This window comes from Paenibacillus sp. LK1 (genome assembly GCF_002750415.1).
Lineage (GTDB): Bacteria > Bacillota > Bacilli > Paenibacillales > Paenibacillaceae > Paenibacillus > Paenibacillus taichungensis.
Map to the genome: position 1 here is coordinate 38,087 of NZ_PEII01000014.1, position 20,703 is coordinate 58,789.

The 20,703-nt window shown below is 48.2% G+C and carries 17 protein-coding genes and 2 riboswitches; of the genes, 2 read left to right on the forward strand and 15 right to left on the reverse strand.

Annotated elements, in window-relative coordinates; translation table 11 throughout:
• Nucleotides 1–183: 183 nt before the first annotated feature.
• Nucleotides 184–1,137, forward strand: coding sequence for an L-lactate dehydrogenase (locus CS562_RS26115; RefSeq protein ID WP_064642616.1), 954 nt, complete (start codon nt 184–186; stop codon nt 1,135–1,137).
• 124 nt (nt 1,138–1,261) lie between these two features.
• Here CS562_RS26115 and CS562_RS26120 read toward each other — a convergent pair whose 3' ends face one another.
• The 6 genes from CS562_RS26120 to CS562_RS26145 all read right to left on the reverse strand — a co-directional run bounded on the left by CS562_RS26120 (nt 1,262) and on the right by CS562_RS26145 (nt 8,912).
• Nucleotides 1,262–3,970, reverse strand: coding sequence for a PAS domain-containing hybrid sensor histidine kinase/response regulator (locus CS562_RS26120; RefSeq protein ID WP_076290619.1), 2,709 nt, complete (start codon nt 3,968–3,970; stop codon nt 1,262–1,264).
• A 270-nt stretch (nt 3,971–4,240) separates the two neighbouring features.
• Nucleotides 4,241–4,975, reverse strand: coding sequence for an ABC transporter permease (locus CS562_RS26125; protein ID WP_099858626.1), 735 nt, complete (start codon nt 4,973–4,975; stop codon nt 4,241–4,243).
• A gap of 1 nt (nt 4,976) precedes the next feature.
• A complete protein-coding gene (locus tag CS562_RS26130; RefSeq protein WP_076290621.1) occupies nt 4,977–5,693 on the reverse strand; it encodes an ABC transporter permease in 717 nt (238 codons plus the stop codon).
• The gene (locus CS562_RS26135) at nt 5,690–6,604 is read right to left on the reverse strand and encodes an ABC transporter ATP-binding protein (protein WP_099858627.1); all 915 of its coding nucleotides are present in this window, start codon (nt 6,602–6,604) and stop codon (nt 5,690–5,692) included. The genes CS562_RS26130 and CS562_RS26135 overlap by 4 nt, the downstream gene beginning before the upstream one ends.
• Nucleotides 6,605–6,687: 83 nt before the next feature.
• Nucleotides 6,688–8,232 carry a HAMP domain-containing sensor histidine kinase gene (locus CS562_RS26140; protein WP_180287223.1) on the reverse strand — a complete coding sequence of 515 codons (1,545 nt, stop codon included), beginning with the start codon at nt 8,230–8,232 and terminating at the stop codon, nt 6,688–6,690.
• On the reverse strand, nt 8,229–8,912 hold the full coding sequence (locus CS562_RS26145) for a response regulator transcription factor (RefSeq protein WP_099858628.1): 684 nt from the start codon (nt 8,910–8,912) through the stop codon (nt 8,229–8,231). Before CS562_RS26145 ends, CS562_RS26140 begins: the two co-directional genes overlap by 4 nt.
• Nucleotides 8,913–9,129: 217 nt before the next feature.
• Between CS562_RS26145 and CS562_RS26150 the strand changes: the two genes are divergently transcribed.
• A complete protein-coding gene (locus tag CS562_RS26150) occupies nt 9,130–10,884 on the forward strand; it encodes an alpha-glycosidase (RefSeq protein WP_099858629.1) in 1,755 nt (584 codons plus the stop codon).
• A gap of 148 nt (nt 10,885–11,032) precedes the next feature.
• On the opposite strand, the gene CS562_RS26155 is transcribed toward CS562_RS26150, so the two are convergent.
• From CS562_RS26155 to pstC, 9 genes are all read right to left on the reverse strand, one after another.
• Nucleotides 11,033–11,545, reverse strand: coding sequence for a PadR family transcriptional regulator (locus CS562_RS26155; protein ID WP_099858630.1), 513 nt, complete (start codon nt 11,543–11,545; stop codon nt 11,033–11,035).
• A gap of 118 nt (nt 11,546–11,663) precedes the next feature.
• Nucleotides 11,664–12,881 (reverse strand): YhgE/Pip domain-containing protein, encoded by a 1,218-nt coding sequence (locus CS562_RS26160; RefSeq protein ID WP_175382107.1) that lies wholly within the window; start codon nt 12,879–12,881, stop codon nt 11,664–11,666.
• A gap of 251 nt (nt 12,882–13,132) precedes the next feature.
• Complete coding sequence (gene sdaAA / locus CS562_RS26165; protein ID WP_076290629.1) at nt 13,133–14,077, reverse strand: L-serine ammonia-lyase, iron-sulfur-dependent, subunit alpha; 945 nt, start codon at nt 14,075–14,077, stop codon at nt 13,133–13,135.
• The gene (gene sdaAB / locus CS562_RS26170; RefSeq protein ID WP_076290630.1) at nt 14,067–14,756 is read right to left on the reverse strand and encodes an L-serine ammonia-lyase, iron-sulfur-dependent subunit beta; all 690 of its coding nucleotides are present in this window, start codon (nt 14,754–14,756) and stop codon (nt 14,067–14,069) included. The genes sdaAA and sdaAB overlap by 11 nt, the downstream gene beginning before the upstream one ends.
• A 111-nt stretch (nt 14,757–14,867) precedes the next feature.
• Nucleotides 14,868–15,009: riboswitch (glycine riboswitch) on the reverse strand.
• Nucleotides 15,010–15,013: 4 nt separating this feature from the next.
• A riboswitch (glycine riboswitch) is annotated at nt 15,014–15,137 on the reverse strand.
• Between the two features lie 337 nt (nt 15,138–15,474).
• Nucleotides 15,475–16,752, reverse strand: coding sequence for an MFS transporter (locus CS562_RS26175; RefSeq protein ID WP_099858632.1), 1,278 nt, complete (start codon nt 16,750–16,752; stop codon nt 15,475–15,477).
• A gap of 28 nt (nt 16,753–16,780) precedes the next feature.
• The gene (locus tag CS562_RS26180) at nt 16,781–17,917 is read right to left on the reverse strand and encodes a phosphotransferase enzyme family protein (protein WP_099858633.1); all 1,137 of its coding nucleotides are present in this window, start codon (nt 17,915–17,917) and stop codon (nt 16,781–16,783) included.
• A gap of 188 nt (nt 17,918–18,105) precedes the next feature.
• Nucleotides 18,106–18,861, reverse strand: a complete 756-nt coding sequence (gene pstB, locus CS562_RS26185; RefSeq protein WP_063566217.1) for a phosphate ABC transporter ATP-binding protein PstB — start codon at nt 18,859–18,861, stop codon at nt 18,106–18,108.
• Nucleotides 18,862–18,873: 12 nt separating this feature from the next.
• Entirely contained in the window at nt 18,874–19,761 is an 888-nt protein-coding gene (gene pstA, locus CS562_RS26190; RefSeq protein WP_063566305.1) for a phosphate ABC transporter permease PstA, read from the reverse strand.
• A gap of 2 nt (nt 19,762–19,763) precedes the next feature.
• Nucleotides 19,764–20,672 (reverse strand): phosphate ABC transporter permease subunit PstC, encoded by a 909-nt coding sequence (gene pstC / locus CS562_RS26195; RefSeq protein WP_099858708.1) that lies wholly within the window; start codon nt 20,670–20,672, stop codon nt 19,764–19,766.
• Nucleotides 20,673–20,703: the final 31 nt, after the last annotated feature.

The following is a 20,703-nucleotide window of genomic DNA, read 5'->3' on the forward strand; positions in this document are numbered from 1 at the left end:
TCAATTTTGTTAACTCCATTGCTCCAATACGCTCCCGCGACAGAGGAAATCATTGCTGCACAGCTTTTCCATGTGTTATCTTATGTAACGTAGAAGCAGTTATTAGCATAAAATAAAGGACTATACTTAACATATGTATCATTATGAACGGATAAATCAAATGTAAATGGGGGCTGAACGGCAGTGTTAGGTAAATCAGGTAAAGTAGCGGTGATCGGGGCGGGACTTGTCGGTTCAAGTTGTGCGTATTCCATGATTAATCAATCGATATGCAGAGAAATTATGATGGTTGACCGGACGTATGATCGCGCGGTTGCACAGGCGCTGGATTTTTCCCATTGCATGGATTTCACACATAACCGCACGAAGGTATATGCTGGCACTTATGCAGATTGCGGCAGCATGGACGTCATTGTCCTAACTGCCGGAGCGAATCCGAAGCCAGGGCAGACTCGTCTGGATATTCTGGAAGAAGCGGAGTCTATTGCCAAAGATATCGTTGTTCCCATCATGAATAGCGGATTCCGGGGGATTTTTGTCGTCGCGGCCAATCCGGTTGACATAGTAACTTATATGGTATGGAAGCTGTCCGGTCTTCCGCGTGAACGAGTCATCGGTACAGGTACGTCTATTGATTCCTCCCGGCTCAAAACGCTGTTGTCCGAAGTCTTCTCCATCGATCCACGCAGCGTGCACGGATATGCTCTAGGGGAACATGGGGAATCCCAGTTCGTGGCATGGTCCCATGTCACCATCGGAGGTAAACCGATTATGCACATTATGGAGCAGCATAAGGAACGCTTCAAACATCTGGACCTGGAAGATATCGCTCGCAAAACAAAAGATGCCGGTTGGGAAATTTTCACCCGTAAAGGTTCCACTCAATTCGGAATCGGTAACGCACTCGCACATATTACCCGTTCGATTCTCAACGATGAACACAAGATCATTGCTGTCTCCGCGATTCTCGATGGCGAGTATGGACAGAGCAACGTCTGTGCAGGTGTTCCAGCCATTATTGGCGGCGATGGGATCCAGGAGATTATCGAATTGAATCTGGATGCATCTGAACGTGAGAAATTCGAGCGTTCCTGTGAAGTTTTGTCAGGCAACATCAATCGTCTTACCCTGGTTTGATCTATCCATTCAAAGACGGTCCATAACAAAATAATTAAAAACACAAAAACGCCAATAACCTCCTGATTCAGAAGTGTCATTGGCATTTTTGTGTTTGTTTTTATCCACCTTGGGAGTACGGGTTTCAGCTTGGTGCAAGCTGAGGTTCATCTGCTGGCCCCCATTGCTGCAATACCCGCTTTAATTCACTTAGCATGATTGGTTTGCTGATGAAGTCACGCATCCCAATTTCCAAACAAGCTTCCTTGTCTTCACGTTTGGCATTTCCGGTTACCGCTATAATAGCTGGAATACGCTCCTGTGGAATTAATCGATGTACAAGGTCTGTCGCTTTGAGTCCATCCATAACAGGCATCTGAAGATCCATAAGGACAATATCATAGGCATTTTGCGAAATGGCTTCAATCGCTTCAACGCCATTGGTACATACATCTGCTTGGTAACCAAGCTTCTCCAGATATTCTGTCAAAATCTTTCGGTTTACCGGGTGGTCCTCGGCAACGAGAATACGCATCGCCACCTTGTCCCCCTGGCGTGTTCGATCATGGCTGAATTGACGTGCAGATTGCTCTGCAGTCGCATCCACACTTGTGGCAGGCACAGCGAAGCGGAAGGTTGATCCTTTTCCATCTTCACTCTCTACACTGATACTGCCACCCATAATCTCCACGAGCCGCTTCGAGATGACCAATCCAAGACCTGTCCCGCCATATTTGCGGTTAATGACAGGATGCAGTTGAGAGAAGGACTGGAACAACTGATCCAGCTTATCTTCTGGAATACCGATCCCCGTATCCTTCACAGCAAAGTCCAGCACACTCGCTTCCGGTCTGCTGCCGCGAATAATATCCACGGTAACATCAATGCTCCCCTGATCCGTAAACTTCAAGGCATTGCTCACCAGATTGACGAGAATTTGCCGAATACGCATCGCATCGCCCACCATAAACTCAGGAATGTCGGGATTGAGACGATATCGGATCTTCAACTGCTTCTCCTCCGCCTTAGACGAGAAAAGTTCTGCAACCTGTTCCAACATGATGCGCAGCGAGAACGGTTCGTAGGCCAGAGCCATTTTCCCGGACTCCAATTTACTGAAATCAAGGATGTCATTCAGGATATTCAAGAGTGCATCGCCGCTCTCACGGATAATCTCGGCGTATTCTCGCTGTTCCTCTGATAAATCCGTTCCAATGAGTAATTCAGTCATGCCTACGATGCCATTCATTGGTGTGCGAATTTCATGACTGACCATGGACAGGAATTCTGACTTAGCCTGCGCCGCAAGTTCAGCAGTTTCCTTTGCGCGCACAATTTCGCGATCACCAGTCACATCATTGAACACGATAACGGCACCACGAATCTGACCTTCATCGATAATCGGTGTAACCTGATATTCCACCAGAAAGCTGGTTCCATCTTTGCGCCAGAACACATCCTCCTTCACTGTACGGCGCTGCCCATCCATCACCGTCATATGAATAGGGCATTCACTTTTTGGAAAATAGCTGCCGTCTGCACGTGAATGATGAATGATAGGATGCGAGTTTTTGCCGACAAACTCTTCCGCTTCGTAGCCGAACATGGAAGCAGCAGCCGGATTCATAAACCTGGTGATGCCATCTGCGTCCAGTCCATAGATGCCCTCTGTAACCGAGTTAAGAATCAGGGCATGCTGTTTGCTAAGCTCCTGGATCTGCTCTGTATAATCCTTACGCTCCGTAATATCAGACAAGATCCCATACACACCCACGAGTTCCTGGTCCACAATGATGGGAACATTAATGATAGACACATCAACCTTCCGGCCACTGGAATTCACGATCCGCGTTTCATAATGTTGGGGTTTCCCCTGCTTCACCAGTTCGAAATATGCTTGCCCACCGTGCACTTCACATTTATCCAAATGCGAAAGAAAGGACTGCCCGATCAATTTGCTTCGAGGTACATCCAGCATTTTGACCAGATTGCGGTTCACTGCCGTATATTTGCCTTCGAGATTCAGCGAGTACACCGCTGCCGGATTATGTTCGAAGAGAGATTTGTAACGTTGTCGACTCTCTCTAAGACGTCTTTCTGCATTTTTATGCTGGGTAATATCCCGGCTGACGCTGACGATCTGAGTATTCTTGCCCTCTTCTCCGGCCACCGGCTTTGCCAACGTTTCCATCCAGATGTAGTGCCCCTTCTTATGAAGCACTCGCATCTTGCAGCCATTCCCACTCGACGACATCTCTAGAAGTTCAGGGTAATCCTCAGGATAACAGTAATCCTTCAGGAACTTTCCCGTTACCTCTTCCGGACGATAGCCCAGCAATGAATAGACGGAAGGAGAAACATAAAGCAGCTTGCCGTCCATCGAACTTGTGGTGATTAGATCCTGGGCATGATCAGCCAACATCTGATATTTCTCTTGCGTTTCGTGCAATTTACGTTCGACTTCTACGATTTCGGTTACGTCTCTGGCAATACCGTATATCCCCACGATAACTTCTTGTTCCGTTATGGGTACATACGTAATCTCGGCCTGTTTCAGAGAACCGTCTCTATGATAAAACGTGATCGACTTACTGACTGAATGTCCAGCCAGTACTTCACGAATGTATTCTTTACGTGACTCCTCACTCTCGGGAGGGCAAATCCTATCTCGATTCAAGTTGCGGAGTTCTTCAAATGTATACCCTGAAATCCTCTCAATCGAGGGATTGGCATCAATATAATTTCCATGGATGTCCATCACATATATGGCATCTGGGTGATTAAAAAACAATGATTGGTAAGAACTTCCTTCAGAAATAATGCGCTTCAGGGTTTCCGTTTTATTAATATCCAAGGCTTACCCCTCTTTTCTCAGCCTATATCTTCATCTAACAACCAAAAAATATAATTTCCGGCGAAATGGGCCTACCCTCGAATAACCATGTAAGCCTTCCTAGAAACAGCTTTTTTTATTTTACCAGATTCCAGTTCGAATTTGCTTACAATCTCTTCACCAAAACCATGTATAAACGACAAAAAATCCCCTTTAAGCGACATAGCCCGTCAATAACTGAGGTCTATGTTTGCTTAAAAGGAATTTATTCACAACCAATTTGTGAGAAAATTAAATTTCTTTTTTTCTAAAGTATAACACTCCGATTAAAATGAAAAGAACTGCACTGCCCCCGACCACTGCCAGCATAGTCCCAAGCGGAACATTGTAAGCTCCGAAACCTCCACCTTCAAACGGTGTCATTAGAATCATCGGTTGGGCCCAAGGATAATACGGGCCAAATGTAGCCGAGTTCACGATCAGAATGTTCGGTACGGTCAACGCAAAATTCAATGCCAGCGGTGCGGCAAAGCTGCTCCATACCAAGGAAACGAACATTTGTAGTGCAGCGAGCGGCACACAAGCGAATAGCCCCAGCAGCAGCTTACCTGTAAGCAATCCCCATGGGATGGGATCCGTCATGCCCTGGATCATACCCGCCAACAGGATGGACCCGAGCAACAATAATTGCGTGCCTGCCAGAAGCAAGATCACGATGGTCAGTTTACCTGCATATACGCCCGTACGGGTGAGCGGCAGCACCAGCATTTGTTTCCATCCTCCACCCGCATGCTCGAACCGACAGACGAATGACGTAAATACGCCGGTCAGGATGGGCAGCAATAACAAACCGTGCAGAAAGACCATTGAGCCCATAAGCACATTCCATTGACCTGATGGTGTGGATAGCAGCCCGATAAGCAGTGCGATCAATGGACTAAGCAGAATCAGAAGCCAGACAGGTGATTTGCCCATTTTTAATCGCTCAGAGGATAGGATTCGAAAATAAGTAGTTGCAAAACTCATCTTAGGCCACATCCTTCCGGCTAAAGTGCACCATCCCCAGCAGCATGATCAAGAGACCCGAACCTACGCCCAAACCGACATACACGAATGGTGTTGGGCTGGCCCAAGCCATCTGTGCCCAAGCAAGCGGAAAGTACGGTGAGATACTGAGTGCGAACATCCCCATTACTGCGAGTACAATTCCAAGCGTGACGGGAAGAGCCTGATTTTTGTTTACCATTGTCAGCCATAGCTCCAGCGATAACACCGGAAGTGCGCCAGCCAGCGGCAATAAACCCAACTTGATTGCATGTATCCAAGGGATCTCACCAGCGTCGAATCCAAGTACCAGTCCCAGACCAATAATTCCCGCTGTTAATAACAAACAGGAGATGATGAGCAGCATACAAGCGAGCAGGAACTTGGCCAGGTAGACCGCAGGTCTTGTGATTGGCATCGCCAGCAGCTGCTTCCACGAACCCTGTTCATGCTCCACATTTGCGATCATTGAGCTGAGAATCGTCGCCCCCAGCATCAAGGCAAGCGGTACAAAAACAACCACATTATCCAGCAAACTCTCCCACAGATGACCCCCATACTGTTCTTTCAGATAGTCCAAACGAAGCCCGAAATTCAAAGCTTGCATCGCTGTTAGTCCAATGGGTGCCAGGAAAACGAGAAACCAGATACCTTTGCCACGAATTTTGAGCCAATCGGACGATAACGCACGGCCCGTCATACCGTTGCCCCCTCACCGATGACTCGCATGAACAAGTCTTCTAGAGATTGACGGTGCTCTTCCACACGATAGACCGCGTGATCCTGCTCAACCAATCGGCGAACCAGCAATGCAATCGCGCTATTATCCATATACGGGAACGTGAGCGCGGCTCCTTCACGTTGACCGAACTGTCCCTGCTCTCTTGCCAGCTTCATCGCCTCTTCCGGCTCGGAAACCGTCAGTCGAATGGAGCTGCCCGTCTGGCTATGCAGATTGGCGATCGTATCCTGAAGGACCATTTTCCCCTCACGAATAATGCCAACCCGGCTTGCCATCTGTTCCACTTCACTCAGCAAATGGCTCGACACCAGTACGGTGATACCGTGTTCCAGCGGCATGCGTTTGATTAATTCCCGGATCTCCTGGATGCCTGCTGGATCAAGACCGTTCGTCGGCTCGTCCAAAATCAGCAGCTCCGGCTGACCCAACAAGGCACTTGCAATCCCCAGACGCTGTTTCATCCCAAGCGAGTAACCTTTTACGGAACGTTTGGCATCCCGGGTCAGATCCACGATGGAAAGCACTTCGGCAATCCTCGATTTGGGTACATTTAATATCCGGCGCAAGGTTTCCAGATTCTCCACCGCGTTCAGATGTCCATAGTATGATGGATATTCAACCAACGAACCTACACGTCGCAGAATGTCCATGCGATCCTTGCGGATATCCTTGTCGAATACACGGATGACACCTTTGGTTGGCTTGATTAAGCCAAGAAGCATACGAATAGTTGTTGTTTTGCCAGCGCCGTTGGGACCAAGGAAGCCATAAATATCTCCCTTTTTAATATGCAGATCAAGTTCACGGACCGCCGCACGGTCCCGGTATGTTTTCCATAAGTTAGCGGTTTGAATAATGTTGTCTGTCACTGTTTAATCACCTCGGATATCATCGTAACCTTCCAAGGTTAAAGCTGAAGTCGGCTGAAGTTTAAGTTTAGTTTAAAAAAAGGTTAGGGCCTTGGTTTTCCAATACCCACACCACTATAGAGGCACACCCGCAGTCCGTTCTCGGAACTGTCCATCCTCTTCCGCAGACCCATCTCACGAATCAGTAGATCCACGATAGATAACCCCAGACCTGTTCCCTTGGTATCCGAATCTGCCTGCAATCCTGGTCCCCTATCCTGAATAACAAGAGATATCTCCCCATGAATCTGTTCTGTCGATATGCCAATATATTTCCCACTCGCTGCATGACGGATGACATTCTGGAACAGGTTATCGAGAACACGACGCAATCCCTGTTCATCCACCTGCCAAATCAATGGTTCATCCGGCAGATCAATATCAATCTCAAACTGCTCTTTCTCCCACACAGGATACCAGGCCGCTGCCGTTTCTCTGACAATTCGCAGGACGTCCTTCTGTTCCAGCTTCAATGTATATTTTCCGCTGGTGAGCAGGTTGTACGACAACATGTTATCGATCAGTCCGCTCAAGTCATCCATCTTGGCTTCCATACGACGCAATGAAGTATCCGCAGCCGTGCTTAGGGGTTCTTTGTGAAGGGAATGCATATGTCCACGAATGACAGTCAACGGCGTACGCAAATCATGCGATAAGCCTGCGACAAGGCGTTTGCGAAGCTGCTCTTCCTCCCGCTCCCGATGACGACTATCTGTCAACTGATGCACCATTTCGTTGAACGATTCCTCCAGATGTCCAATCTCGTCCGATCTGCGAATCTCCACAGGAAGTGGAATGCCTTCCTTGCCCGGCGTGATCATCGCCGTCTGGAGACGGATGAGCCGCTTGCGAATTCGCGCAAAGAACAGGATCGACATGATAATAAATAAGAGGAAAATGATCATCATTAATCCACCCAAATACAAAAGTTCCATAGGCCAGTTGTTCTGCGGTTTTTGCAAAAGATACCTCGGAACCTCAATCACCATAAAGCCTTGTCCCTTGTTTTCGCTATCTCCCCCTACAAAAGAAACCACCGTTAGCGGATCACGATAGGACGCTTCCTTCATAAATTCCAGGGTAGTGTTTGAATTCCATATCGCTGGAATCTGGGTCTCTGTTCTCTGATGATTCAACGTCCACTTCAATGTTGTCATTGTTGTTCCATCCACGGTGGTTTCAGACACATCAACATCCTCTCCAGCGAGAATAAATGCCGTTTCACCGTTTTGGTCCACACGGTACATCGAAGATTTGGGATATTTACGGTGCAGCTGTTCCATACGTTGTTTGATTTTTTCAGATGTCGCCCCATCCAGCTTCTCGGATTCCCGGGTCCACAGGTTGCTAATTTTCGTGCTATCGCCATAAGGTGCCGTATTTTCTTTATTTGTATTGTTCACCACCACCACATAGATGATGGATGTAATGGGGAGAACGACCGGTACAAACAAAACCGCTGCCAAGATCAAGAGGATATACCGGGACATCAGGGTCCGTCCAAAACGCATTTTCCGTTTGCCTGTAAGGCTACGTTTCACTACCCTATTCCTATCGGATGGATCGCGCATCGTCGCTTTTTTGCTCATGGCTTCTTCACACGATACCCAACACCGCGAACGGTTTGAATGATAGTTGGGTTCGCCGGATCACGCTCCAGCTTCTCGCGCAGATGCCGAATATGTACCATTAATGTCTTGTCCCCATCCAGATAAGGCTCGTTCCAAACGGCTTCGTAGATCTGTTCCTTGGTTCGAATCATGCCCATATGCCTGAGCAGGTAGGCGAAGATATGAAACTGTTTGCCTGATAAAATAATTTCTTCCCCCGTCTCCTCATTCACGATCCGGTGATCCTTCTCGTAGATGGACAAGTGGTCCAGTTTTACCACAGTATCGGCCGAGATTGCAGTTCCTGCCTTTCGAAGCTGGACTTCAATCCGTGCGGCGAGTTCATCGGGATGGAATGGCTTGGTTACATAATCATCGGCAAAATCAAGCCCATGCAGCTTATCGTCAATGGACGTTCTGGCCGAAAGCATGACAATGGGTACTTCGGGATGTTCCTTTTTGAGTCGCTGTCCTACCGTAAATCCATCCAGCCCCGGCAGCATGACATCCAGAATAACCAACGAACAACCCCCGGCAGCCTCAGCCGCACCTTCACCACTTCCGAGCCATACCACTTCATATCCGCGCTCCTCCAAGTCGGCCCTAACCCATGTAGCAATTTCCGTATCGTCTTCAATGTATAACAGTTTCGTTTTCATGCGCGCATTCGTTTCCTTTCTGCACCCTTTGGGTTAATTATATATTTGAAACATAATGAAGTATCTTGTTTATATAAAATGTACGAATGATAATCACACGGCCATTGATATCCTTTTATTTTAAATTATACCTTAATCATCCGCTTCGCATAATTCTGCATCGAATGCTGCGACTTGCTCACATAATACATGTGTATACGACGGGAGGAAATTCATTATGCTGCTGGAAGCCATCTTTCATCAACCGAAACGGAACTGGGCCTACGCCTACGATAAGGATACCATTCGTCTGCGTTTGCGTGCCAAAAAGAATGATCTCACCGAGGTATATGCCCTGACTGGCGACAAATACGCCTGGGATCGCACCAAAGAGCTGGTTCCTTTAACCAAATATACATCCGATTCCATGTTCGATTATTATGAGGGGCAAGTAAAACCTCCGTATCATCGGCTGAAGTATTCCTTCCTGCTGAAAAGCGGTACAGAACAGATCTGGATGACCGAGACGGATTTCCAAACGCATGAACCCGACGATCCTGGTCACATGTTCCAGTTTCCATATATCCACCCCGGAGCTGTATTTACACCGCCTGCATGGGTGAAGGATGCGATCTTCTATCAGATCTTCCCTGAACGATTCGCAAATGGCAACCCTGACCTCAATCCAGAACATGTGGAACCCTGGGGTGGTGAGCCAACCCCGTTTAACTTCTTCGGAGGTGATCTGCAGGGCGTCATCGACCATCTGGATTACCTTGAAGAGTTAGGCATTAATGCCATTTATTTCACACCGATCTTCGAGGCAACTACCAATCACAAATACGATACCGAAGATTATCTGCGAGTAGATCGTCATTTTGGTGATGCAGATACGGTTAAACGGCTTGTTGAGCTGTGCCATGCACGCGGAATCCGGGTGCTATTGGATGCGGTGTTCAATCATTCTGGTAAGACCTTTGCGCCGTTTGTCGATGTGCAGAAGAACGGGGAGAAGTCCAAATATAAGGACTGGTTCCATGTGCATGAATTCCCGCTGGACGTGAAGGATGGCATTCCTACGTATGAAACTTTTGGATTCGAAGCTCATATGCCGAAGCTGAACACGGAAAATCCGGAGGTGAAGGCGTATTTGCTAGAGGTGGCCGAATACTGGATCAAGGAAGTGGGTACCGACGGCTGGCGGCTGGATGTCGCGGATGAAGTGGATAATGCGTTCTGGCGCGACTTCCGCCGTGTAGTGAAGGCTGCGAATCCGGATGCCTATATCTTGGGTGAGGTATGGAATGAGTCCTCCTCCTGGCTGCAAGGTGATCAGTTCGATGCCTCGATGAACTATCCATTTACGGAAGCCGTAAATCGTTTCTTTATAAAAGATGCCATGCACGCCGAACAGTTTGCGAACTCGATCGGTCGACAACTGTCCCGCTATCCGCTGCAAGCCAGCGAAGTGGCGTTCAATCTGCTGGACAGCCACGATACACCACGGCTACTCACCTTATGTGAGGGCGACCAGCGGAAGATGAAACTGGCTGCGCTGTTCCAATTCACTTATATGGGTACTCCGTGCATCTATTACGGAGACGAGATTGGGCTGGACGGAGAGCATGATCCCGGTTGTCGGAAATGTATGGAGTGGGATGAGACGAAGCAGGATCGCGAGCTGTTCACCTTTTATCAAAAGCTAATTGCACTTCGCCATGCCCATCCTGCCCTGCGTGCAGAAGGCAGCATTCGATTCCTGCAGGCCCGTGAAGGCGGAAGCCAGCTTGTGATGGAACGACAGGATGAGGAGGAGCGTATTCTGATCCTCTTCAATCGTTCGGAAGAAACAGCTATCGTCGAGCTCGAAGCGGGTGCCGGGGAATGGACGGAGTTATTTGGCGAGAATTATCGTACAGCCAAGGAAGAGGGAATCCTCGCCGTTGAGCTGCCCGCATATGGATATGTTGTACTAAGTACAGATATCACGTAGCTTCTTAATTTTATTGTTTCCTTACAATTCCAACGCATTGCAAGCAACGCCGAATAAGCGCTCACAGACCTGTTACTGATCTGTAGAGCGCTTTTCTGTGTTATGGATGGATCGTCAATTGATTTAATGACACGGATACTATAGAAAGCTACTGAGGGGCGGCCAGCTGTTCCTTGAGCAATCGGATGGTAGCCTCATATTGCACAAGCCCCACTTGCATACACAAACGCTGTGCAGGTGAGATCTGTTCACCAAATTGCCTCATCTGGCGCTGCAGCTCGGCATACAGCAATTCTTTACGATTCAGCTCCGACCGGACCCACCCTGCGACAGTATCTTCATCCGCCAGCTCTCCGAAATACAGACGCATCAGAAAATCAGAACGGAACACCTCTGCTTCCAAGGGACTCATCAAATAGGTATTGAACTCCGCAGACCCTTCCGGGGTTAAGGTATACACATTTTTGTCAGGTTTCCCTTCCTGTCTAACGGATTCTTTGGTCAATAACCCCGACTTTTCCATCTTCGCAAGTGTGGGATAAATGGTGCCAAAGCTGGCATCGAAGAAAAATGAAAAATATTGTTCAAAGTACTGCTTGATCTCATATCCGGAACATGGCTGATTGTGCAGTATTCCGAGGATGACATGCTGCGTGTTCATCGGTGTACCGCTCCTTTCCAATTGCTCTTAACGTATCACATCCTCCCTTATACGTTCAACATCATCAGACGTTCACGGATTGGCTAATCCGGCAAAAGGATGCTTATCTTTATCCATGTTATCCACGATCAGGTGAAGGCAGGTTTCCAGTCAGAGGGACAGGTGTCGCAGCAGACTTGGACTCCAAAGGTATGCCGGATTGTGCAGGACCTGAGCGTTTGATCCACGTGCACACCGCTCCCAGAACCAACGTCGCCGCTCCAATCACTACGAGAAGCAGAACATCATGACTAATCCCATCTCCGCCAAGCACCAGGTTCATCATGCCCTCCACCGCGTAGGTTGCCGGCAGATAATGACCGATCTGTTGATAGAAGTCAGGCATGACATCGCGCGGAATGGTTGCCCCTGATGACAACATCAGCAGAGGCAACAAGGCACTGTTTAACCATGCTCCAGCATTTCCAAGCAGCAGCAAGCTCAATTGCGCCACGAATAGAAAAGATAAAGTAATCAACAACTGAAATAGCCATAATATCCACCAGCCATCTGCTGAAGATACACCCATAACATGCATCATCCCTGCTCCAACGAGCGATACGATAAATGCAGCACCAACATTGATGATATTGCGCGCCCAAAAGCGTTCCCATTTTCCTACCCTGCTACTGAGTTCACCAGAAACCTTTTGCAGATTCATGCCAAGCAGCATTGCACCTGTAAACGTAGCTGTCACAATCAACATTGGTACCATGGAAAAAGCAAAATTGTTAACTGGATTCAGCCGTTCCACTTCTGCCTCCACCCGGGAAGATAACCCCACTGCCATCGTATTCGCCTGATCGGCAGCCATACCTGATTGATTCAGCACTCCCCGAATGCTGTTTTGCTGTACTTCACGGTTCAACGTCGCTGTGACTTGTGCGGATACGGTTTGCATCACACTTTTTACGGTAGCCACGTTGGATTCATTCATCACATACTTCACCGCTACTGGACCCGACAAGTCTCCCGCCTGCTGCATGAAACCGGATGGAATCTCGATAATCATGTATACATCCCGATCCGTTAACATCTGTCTGGCTTCTTCCATAGTTGACGAAGGTTTAATCTCGAAATGAAGACCCGTTGCAAGAGACTTTGCCACTGGCTCCGCCGCAGCGCCATCTTCATTTACGATAGTTACTGCAAGCTGATTCATCCGTGCATTTACCTGATCATATCCACTAAGCCAAATGGTATTAAAAAAAACCTGGAACAATACGGCTGTAATTAACCCGACTACTGTAGCTCCATTTTTCAAAAACAGAAGACTCGTTTTAAAAACACTTTTCATGTTATCCATCTCCTTAAGTTCTATAACTTTTTCTCCGTCCTATATATCGTATTGATATATGACAGTTAATAATATATCTAATCGATATATAAACGTCAATACCTATTTTCTTTGTGGGCAAAAGCAAAAAAGCCGATACGCTTCTTCACCAGGAAGAATTCGTATCGGCTTTTCGTATCAAGATGGGAGCTCATCACCTTTTTTTATTTTTAAAGGCACACCAAGTTAAAATTGATTTCAGGCCAAAGGCGTTATGCCTTGGCTTCTGGTTCATTTTCAGCAGGAGACTCAGCTTCAGTCTCAGGCTCCGCACGCTTCGCCTTCGGTTTAGCAAGCTTCTCCATCATTTTCCGTCCTGTCGGTGTTTGGGCAAGCCCACCTTGGGCCGTTTCACGGTGCCTGCTCGGCATCGCACTGCCCACTTCCAGCATGACATCAATGACTTCGTCAGAAGGAATGGCACTTCGTACCCCAGCCAGCGCCATGTCGGCGGCAGCCAGCGCAGTTACGGCACCCAGTCCGTTACGGACGATGCAAGGGATTTCCACGAGGCCTGCGACAGGATCGCAGATGAGCCCTAGTGTATTTTTTAACGCGAGGCCAACTGCATGAACCACTTGCTCCGGCGTCCCTCCACGCAGCTCCACCATGGCTCCAGCGGCCATACCGATGGCAGAACCCACTTCAGCCTGACAGCCACCCTCGGCACCTGAGATAAATGAGTTGTTGGCAATGACATAACCGATCGCTCCCGCACAGAACAGACCGTTCACCAGATGCTCGTCACTCCAGCCAAAACGCTCCTGGGAGCTGATAAATACACCCGGAATGATGCCGCAGGAGCCAGCTGTCGGTGTGGCTACAATCCGGCCCATCGAGGCATTCACTTCCGATACACAAAGGGCATACGCCATGGCCAGTGCAGAGGCATCTCCAGAACAAGTCTCGCCTTTACGAATGTACTCAGCCATTTTTTTGCCGTCTCCGCCAGTCAAGCCGCTGCGTGATGTTGTATCTTCTGTTAGCCCTTTGTGTACAGCTTCCTTCATCACCTGATAGTAATCCGACATCTGCCGCACAACATCCACTTCCGGGATATTCGTCTCCTGAACCTGCTCTTCGATCATCAGCTCGGCAATGGTCTTGGACTCTGCTGTACAGATGGTATTCAGTTCATGTAGATGTTTAAACCGCATCCGGCTCGACCCCTCTCTTCAAATCAATCACGCGAATGTCCAGCATATGATCCAGCGACCGCAGACGGTTCAACATCTCAGGATTCGGCACACCATCCATCTCCATCGCTGTCAGTGCTTCACCATCCCGGGCTTTCCGATCCACTTGCATGTACCCGATGTTCACCCCGGACGAACTGATGGTGGAGGTTACCGAAGCGAGCACCCCTGCTTTGTCCGAATGGCGCAGTACAAGTGTGGGGAACTCTCCGCTGATCTGTACACGAAAATCATTCAATGCATGCACCGATACACTACCTCCGCCAATGGAAGCACCGATTAGTGAGCATTGACGGTCTCCATGCCAGAGTTCAATCTTGACCGTATTCGGATGAGGAGCAGGCAGGCCGCTTGTGAAAAACTCTACCTCCATACCCGCTTCCTCTGCATATTGTTCTGCATCCGGTATACGTGGATCATCAGTCACATAATCAAGCAGGCCACCGATCAACGCAAGATCCGTACCATGCCCCTGATACGTATCAGCAAACGAGCCGTATAGAGTTAATCGAGCGCGTTCAGGCGTGCATCCCAGCCACTGACGGGCAATTCGCCCCAATCTTGCCGCTCCAGCCGTATGTGAACTTGATGGACCTGTCATGGACGGACCAATAATTGAAAAAACGTCTTTAAAACGCATCGCAAACCCTCCATTTATAATCGTCATTTTCATCCAGACGTACACCCATAATGTTCCTTTATTACTGAATGATGACATGAGAAAAGGACAGAGAGAGGCCCTAGGCCCTCTCTCTGTCCTCGATACCTGAGAGTTTCATGATAAGCAGCGCGGCGAATCGATGCATTCCTGTATTCACAGGTGATGTCACCCTGCACACCGTGCTGCTTGACCATATACCCCTTGGGTGGCGCAGTTCGCGCACTCTCCAGAGTTGCGTCCAACGATGGTACATTTACCTGAGAGATTAACCGCTGCGCCGGGTGCGTAGCAGCTTGCTCCTTCGGTGCCCGACAGCTGCCATTTTACTCGACATGCTCAGGTCTCTCCCGCTCGCTATCATTCGCTGTATGGAACCATTCTGATCTTGTACCAGAACGATAATTGAAGTTTTTAATACTTTCTCATTAAGATTAATCGACCGGAAGATCAGTGTCAACAAACTTAACGATTTCTTTGCGAATAATTGCTTTTTTCCATTTTATACACAAGATAAACGAACAAACTGTAAACTTTCATCACATGAATGTGTTAATGCGTTTCATCTCGAAAGCGCATACATTGTTCATTTTCTATTAGCCAATATCTGTGTTTAATACTATTTATGTTATGTTCCACTGAACGGTTCGGGTATTCAGGCAACCTTTATTCTGTACTAGAATTGCCGTATTTCTGCCTGTCACCCCACCATCGCCTTGGGCTTCGCCGGTTCATCGTAATACCTGCTTCGGGAAGGAAACATGCTCGTCACCCACAATCCCAACGCAGCTAACAGCATGACCCCAGATACAACTGTATATACCATACGAAGCGACAACTGCTCTGCTATTACCCCTGCAATCAAAATGGAAGCCACCTGCAACACACTTAACACAAGTCCAAGTACACTACTCATTCGCCCCATCAGATCGACAGGGATATTATTTTGATAAAAGGTAACCAGGCCGGTATTCGCCAGTGCGGAGCACAGACCGAGCAGAATAAAGGCAACAGCCGCCAGTTCAAACGAGAATGAACGGGCGAACAGGAAATAACCAAGCGCAACCAGAAGTACACCGCCACCCATCATGTGACGGACCGGCAAATGTTTGGCGAACATCCAAACCAGCATGGAACCTGCCAAATAACCGATTCCGGTGATACTCATTAATGCTCCGTACTGTGATTCAGGCAGGTTCATCACCTGACGGATAAACACCACTTCCTGAGCATCCAGCGACATGCCGACCACCAGAATAATCTGGAACAGGGCATATATACCGACAACGTAGCCCGACTTTCGGCTGAAGCTCAGTACAGCTCTCCAATCCTGGGCAATCATCCGAGGTGTCAGTCTGCTTCCCGTCCCTATATTCTGTTCTCCAAAGCCCAGTTTGGGAAGAAACATTAGAATCAACGCAGAAGCAGCAAAGGAAACCGCATTGGCATAAATGGCTGCTGCCGGAGATAAATATATCAGCATCACTCCTGCAACTGCCGGGCCGGTAATAAATGCCCCTGAGCTGATCAAAGCTTGTAGGGAATTAAAGCGCTTGCGCCGTTCAGCAGGTACCAGCCGGGTAATGTATACCTGAGAGGAAGGGACAAATATAGATGAGGACATGCTGATCAGAAACATCACTGCGTACATCATCCATAGACTGGACATCAGTGGCAGCATCGCCACCAGCATCGCCCGTAGCATATCGGCACCAATCATCAACTGCCGCTGATCATAACGATCAATCAGGCTGCCTGACCAAAACTTAGTGCACACCGAAGCAATCGGCGAGATAATCCACAACCCTGCGACTGCCGCTGGAGACTGTGTCATATTCAATACCATCAGGTTAATCGCCACAATATATATGAAATCACCCAGATTGGATATGCCCACTCCGCTAAGTAGCAATCCGGCATGCTTCCAGCCACCACACTGCCCTTTCGATGCAACTCTCTTTGCACGAATGTTCTTCATAGCGCTACCCACCCACTAGAAATCACAATTATAACTCATAGAAAATACTCTCGTTCTGTACATATGGTTTGCAAAATTTGCTGCATATAAGAGGCATTCGCTCTTTCATCCATTCGTACCTGGACTCATTCTCCATCTGGAATGCAAAATAGCCAAACGTAAAAATCAGCATGAATCCTTCTATTAATCGAATATCACGCTTCGTTAGTGGTCCTGTCTGCTCCGTATAACCCGATAGGAAGACACCCCGTTCCTCCCGATTGAAAATCGTAGCCGCACCTCCGGCATCAAAGAGATAGTAGCCATAACCGTATAAACAAAAATCAATCATGGAAATGCCCTGATCCGTAACTAACAGATTGCCGCGGGTAATATCTCCGTGAATTACTCCCCATGTCTCGGCATTGTGCGGATACGTTTCGAGTTGTCTGTTAATGTTCTCAAACGTCTCACGAATCAGATCGAAATCCTCAGGAGTAAAGATGCCACGTCTAACGCCTTCCTCCAATTGCTCCAGCATGACCAGATTCTCTTTGATCGAACCATAGGCTGGTCGTACTTCCGTTTGCTTCAAGGTAGGGTTATCGCTATCGGTATACATCTCTGAGATGATCGCCTTATCAGCATGCTGTTCACGGTCATTCATCTGCTGCCCGCTTTCAGACTTCAGTGAACCCACCTGTGGCTCAGGAGCTCCCGTTGGTCGTCGTCCATATTGGTGCAATATCTGCAACTGTACACCCAAATCATGAATCTGCGCTGTCGTCAGATGTTCTCCCTGCTTGATATCCCTGCCCTCAATCCATTCCAGAACGGTACAACAGATCTCTTCTCCTGTTTCGTCCAAACAGACAGTGACCCAATCATCCAATGTATTGCGTACAGGTATCTGCACTCGCAATGGGCTGGTAGCCCGTAATTCATGAAGTAGATTCATCTCCGCTTCAAGTGCAGGTCGTGTATGCTGGATTCCCGTCATGCTTGCAAAAGCGGCTTTATGTATTCGCAATAGATACTTCTGTCCGGTTGATTCATCAACCACCTGATACGTTAGATTTTCATTATGTCGGATAAAGGAAATTGCAGGCTTTTCTATGGAATAATGCGAGATAATTTCAGTTGCCATGGTGTCATGGGAAATCTTATGGGTAGTTATGATCCACATCTCCTTCTCTTATCAAATTAAAGGCAGTGTTTACAAATATCGTAGCATGATTGTTTTTATTTTGGCAAACTATTCCATATGTAGAATGATGTAAAAAAGCATAACCCCCGAACGACCTCGCCCGAGTGTTATGCTTCCTTCTATCTCTATAAATCTATCTCGATCTCATACTCCATCCAATGTAACAATTAACCGAAACGTCCCATAATATATTCTTGTGTCAGACGATTGTCCGGGTTGGTGAAAATATGTTCCGTATCTCCGTGCTCAATCATGCTTCCCAGATAAAAATAAGCCGTATAATCCGAGATGCGTGCCGCCTGCTGCATATTATGGGTAACAATCACGATCCGCAACTCCTTCTTGAGCTCCGAGATCAACTCCTCCACCTTACCCGTAGATACCGGGTCAAGCGCAGATGCCGGCTCATCGAGCAGCAAAATCTGCGGATCAACCGACAACGCGCGGGCGATACAGAGCCGTTGCTGTTGTCCACCCGAAAGGGCCAGGGCAGATTCATTCAGTCTGTCCTTCACTTCGTCCCAGAGCGCAGCGCGGCGCAAGCTTTTTTCCACAATTTCATCTAGTGCCTTCTTGTTCTTGATACCGCGGTAGCGGGGGCCAAACGCGATATTGTTGTAGATAGACTTGTGGAAAGGATTCGGCTTCTGCCAAACCATGCCGATCTTCTGGCGAAGCTTGATTACATCTGTGCCCGGCTCATTCAGATCATTGCCATCCATCCAGATATGTCCCTCCGTGCGAGAACCGGCAATCTCGTCGTTCATTCGGTTGAGCGATCGTAGGAACGTGGATTTACCACAGCCGGATGGTCCAATGAGTGCCGTTACACTGGCTTCGGGAAAAGTCAGGCTGATCTGCTTAACTGCCTGAAAATGCCCATAATATATGCTTAACTGTTCCGTACCAAAAGGTATGGCCATGTTGGTTCCTCCTTATTTCGAAGCTGTCATGCGGCGGTAAACCACCCGACCGATCCAGCGTGCACTTAGATTGAACGCCAGTACAAGAAGTACAAGCACGGCTGAAGCGCCAGCTGCTACTTCTTTGGAATCCGGGCCAATGCCTTCACTGTTTACTTTCCAGATGTGCACAGCCAGTGTCTCTGCCGGACGCAATGGATTGATCGGCGACCTAGGACTCGTTGGATTCCAGTCCGTGAAGTCCAGCGGTGGACTACTCATACCCGCTGTGAACATCAGGGCTGCTGCTTCACCGAAGATCCGGCCCGATGCCAGGATCGTACCCGTGATCAAGCTTGGCAATGCCACAGGCAGCAGAATGGAGGTAATAATTTTCCATTTTGACAATCCGAGTGCAAGACCCGCTTCCTTCTGCTCTTTCGGAACGGCCCGGAACGCTTGCTCTGTTGTCCGCACCATAAGTGGAAGATTGAATATAGCCAAGGCCATGGCACCCGATAATAAGGAGAATCCAAGACCAAATGTATTAACAATTAACAAGAGTCCGAACAAACCAATAACGATAGATGGGAACGAGGATAACACTTCGACAACGAGTCGAATAAAACTTGTGATCCGGCCCGGCTTGGCGTACTCAGCCATATAAATACCGCCGCCCCATCCGAGCGGAATTGTAATAATCAAGGTCAGAACAAGCAGGAATATTGAGTTGAATAATTGCGGTCCAATCCCGCCTCCACCTTTGAGCAGCTGTGGTGCACTGGTCAGGAAGTGCCAGTTAATCTGTCCGATCCCACGTACCAGAATGAAGCCAAGCAAACCGAGCAAGAGAACAACAATGAACAGCGCCAGAACAACGATAACGGATGTGGCAACTTTATCTACCGTTTTAGCCTTCATTTTCATACTCGGTTCCTCCTTTCAAGCAGGCGAACCAGAATGACGAAGACAAAGGTCATCACCAGCAGGACAAGCGCCATACTCCACAGTGCATTATTATGAACAGATCCCATGGTGGTGTTACCCATACTCAGGGTGATTACACTCGTTAACGTTGAAGCGGATTCGAGCAGTGATGTCGGTACATGCGGTGCATTCCCGATGACCATCTGTACGGCAAGAGCTTCACCAAATGCGCGAGCCATACCGAGTACAATCCCTGTCAATAAAGCTGGAAGAACGGTCGGGATAATGACACGGTAGATCGTTTGCCAGCGAGTTGCCCCCAATGCGTAGGAGGATTCACGCAGACCTTTCGGCAGTGCAGACAGCGCATCTGCCATAATGCTTGTTACGGTAGGCAAAATCATAACAGACAGAACCAAACATCCGGCTGCAATCCCGACGCCGGCTCCGCCAAACATGCTGCGCAATAAAGGAACGATCACACTGAGACCGATAAACCCGTATACAACGGAAGGAATACCGGACAGCAGCTCAATCGCAGGTTGCAATATCTTTTTACCTTTACCCGGTACAATCTCGGTCATGAAGAGCGCTGCACACAAGCTAAGTGGACTTGCAATCAGAGCTGCAAGCAATGTTGTTATGAATGAACCGGTAATGAACGGCAACGCTCCGTAGGCAGCGGGTTCCCCCGTTGGATTCCACGTTTTTCCGGATAAAAATTCGCGTAAACTTACGCCATTCTGGAAAAAGGTCGACAAGCCTTTGGACGCTACAAAATAAACGATGGAAAACATGACAACGATCAGGAAAACGACACAAATCGACGTATAGATCCGTCCCGTCCACTCTTCCCAATAATGCTTCTCTCTCAAGGGCCGGCGTGGTTTCAACTTGTTGTTCATTACCGTTCCCCCTTCGGTCTGTTCCATAACA

What these genes read in the sequence shown, in the direction of transcription:
- CS562_RS26125 (WP_099858626.1), bottom strand. Translation starts at nt 4,975, where the DNA reads ATGAGTTTTGCAACTACTTATTTTCGAATCCTATCCTCTGAGCGATTA.
- CS562_RS26130 (WP_076290621.1), bottom strand. Translation starts at nt 5,693, where the DNA reads ATGACGGGCCGTGCGTTATCGTCCGATTGGCTCAAAATTCGTGGCAAA.
- CS562_RS26140 (WP_180287223.1), bottom strand. Translation starts at nt 8,232, where the DNA reads ATGAGCAAAAAAGCGACGATGCGCGATCCATCCGATAGGAATAGGGTA.
- CS562_RS26145 (WP_099858628.1), bottom strand. Translation starts at nt 8,912, where the DNA reads ATGAAAACGAAACTGTTATACATTGAAGACGATACGGAAATTGCTACA.
- CS562_RS26150 (WP_099858629.1), top strand. Translation starts at nt 9,130, where the DNA reads ATGCTGCTGGAAGCCATCTTTCATCAACCGAAACGGAACTGGGCCTAC.
- CS562_RS26155 (WP_099858630.1), bottom strand. Translation starts at nt 11,545, where the DNA reads ATGAACACGCAGCATGTCATCCTCGGAATACTGCACAATCAGCCATGT.
- CS562_RS26160 (WP_175382107.1), bottom strand. Translation starts at nt 12,881, where the DNA reads ATGAAAAGTGTTTTTAAAACGAGTCTTCTGTTTTTGAAAAATGGAGCT.
- sdaAA (WP_076290629.1), bottom strand. Translation starts at nt 14,077, where the DNA reads ATGCGGTTTAAACATCTACATGAACTGAATACCATCTGTACAGCAGAG.
- sdaAB (WP_076290630.1), bottom strand. Translation starts at nt 14,756, where the DNA reads ATGCGTTTTAAAGACGTTTTTTCAATTATTGGTCCGTCCATGACAGGT.
- CS562_RS26175 (WP_099858632.1), bottom strand. Translation starts at nt 16,752, where the DNA reads ATGAAGAACATTCGTGCAAAGAGAGTTGCATCGAAAGGGCAGTGTGGT.
- CS562_RS26180 (WP_099858633.1), bottom strand. Translation starts at nt 17,917, where the DNA reads ATGTGGATCATAACTACCCATAAGATTTCCCATGACACCATGGCAACT.
- pstB (WP_063566217.1), bottom strand. Translation starts at nt 18,861, where the DNA reads ATGGCCATACCTTTTGGTACGGAACAGTTAAGCATATATTATGGGCAT.
- pstA (WP_063566305.1), bottom strand. Translation starts at nt 19,761, where the DNA reads ATGAAGGCTAAAACGGTAGATAAAGTTGCCACATCCGTTATCGTTGTT.
- pstC (WP_099858708.1), bottom strand. Translation starts at nt 20,672, where the DNA reads ATGAACAACAAGTTGAAACCACGCCGGCCCTTGAGAGAGAAGCATTAT.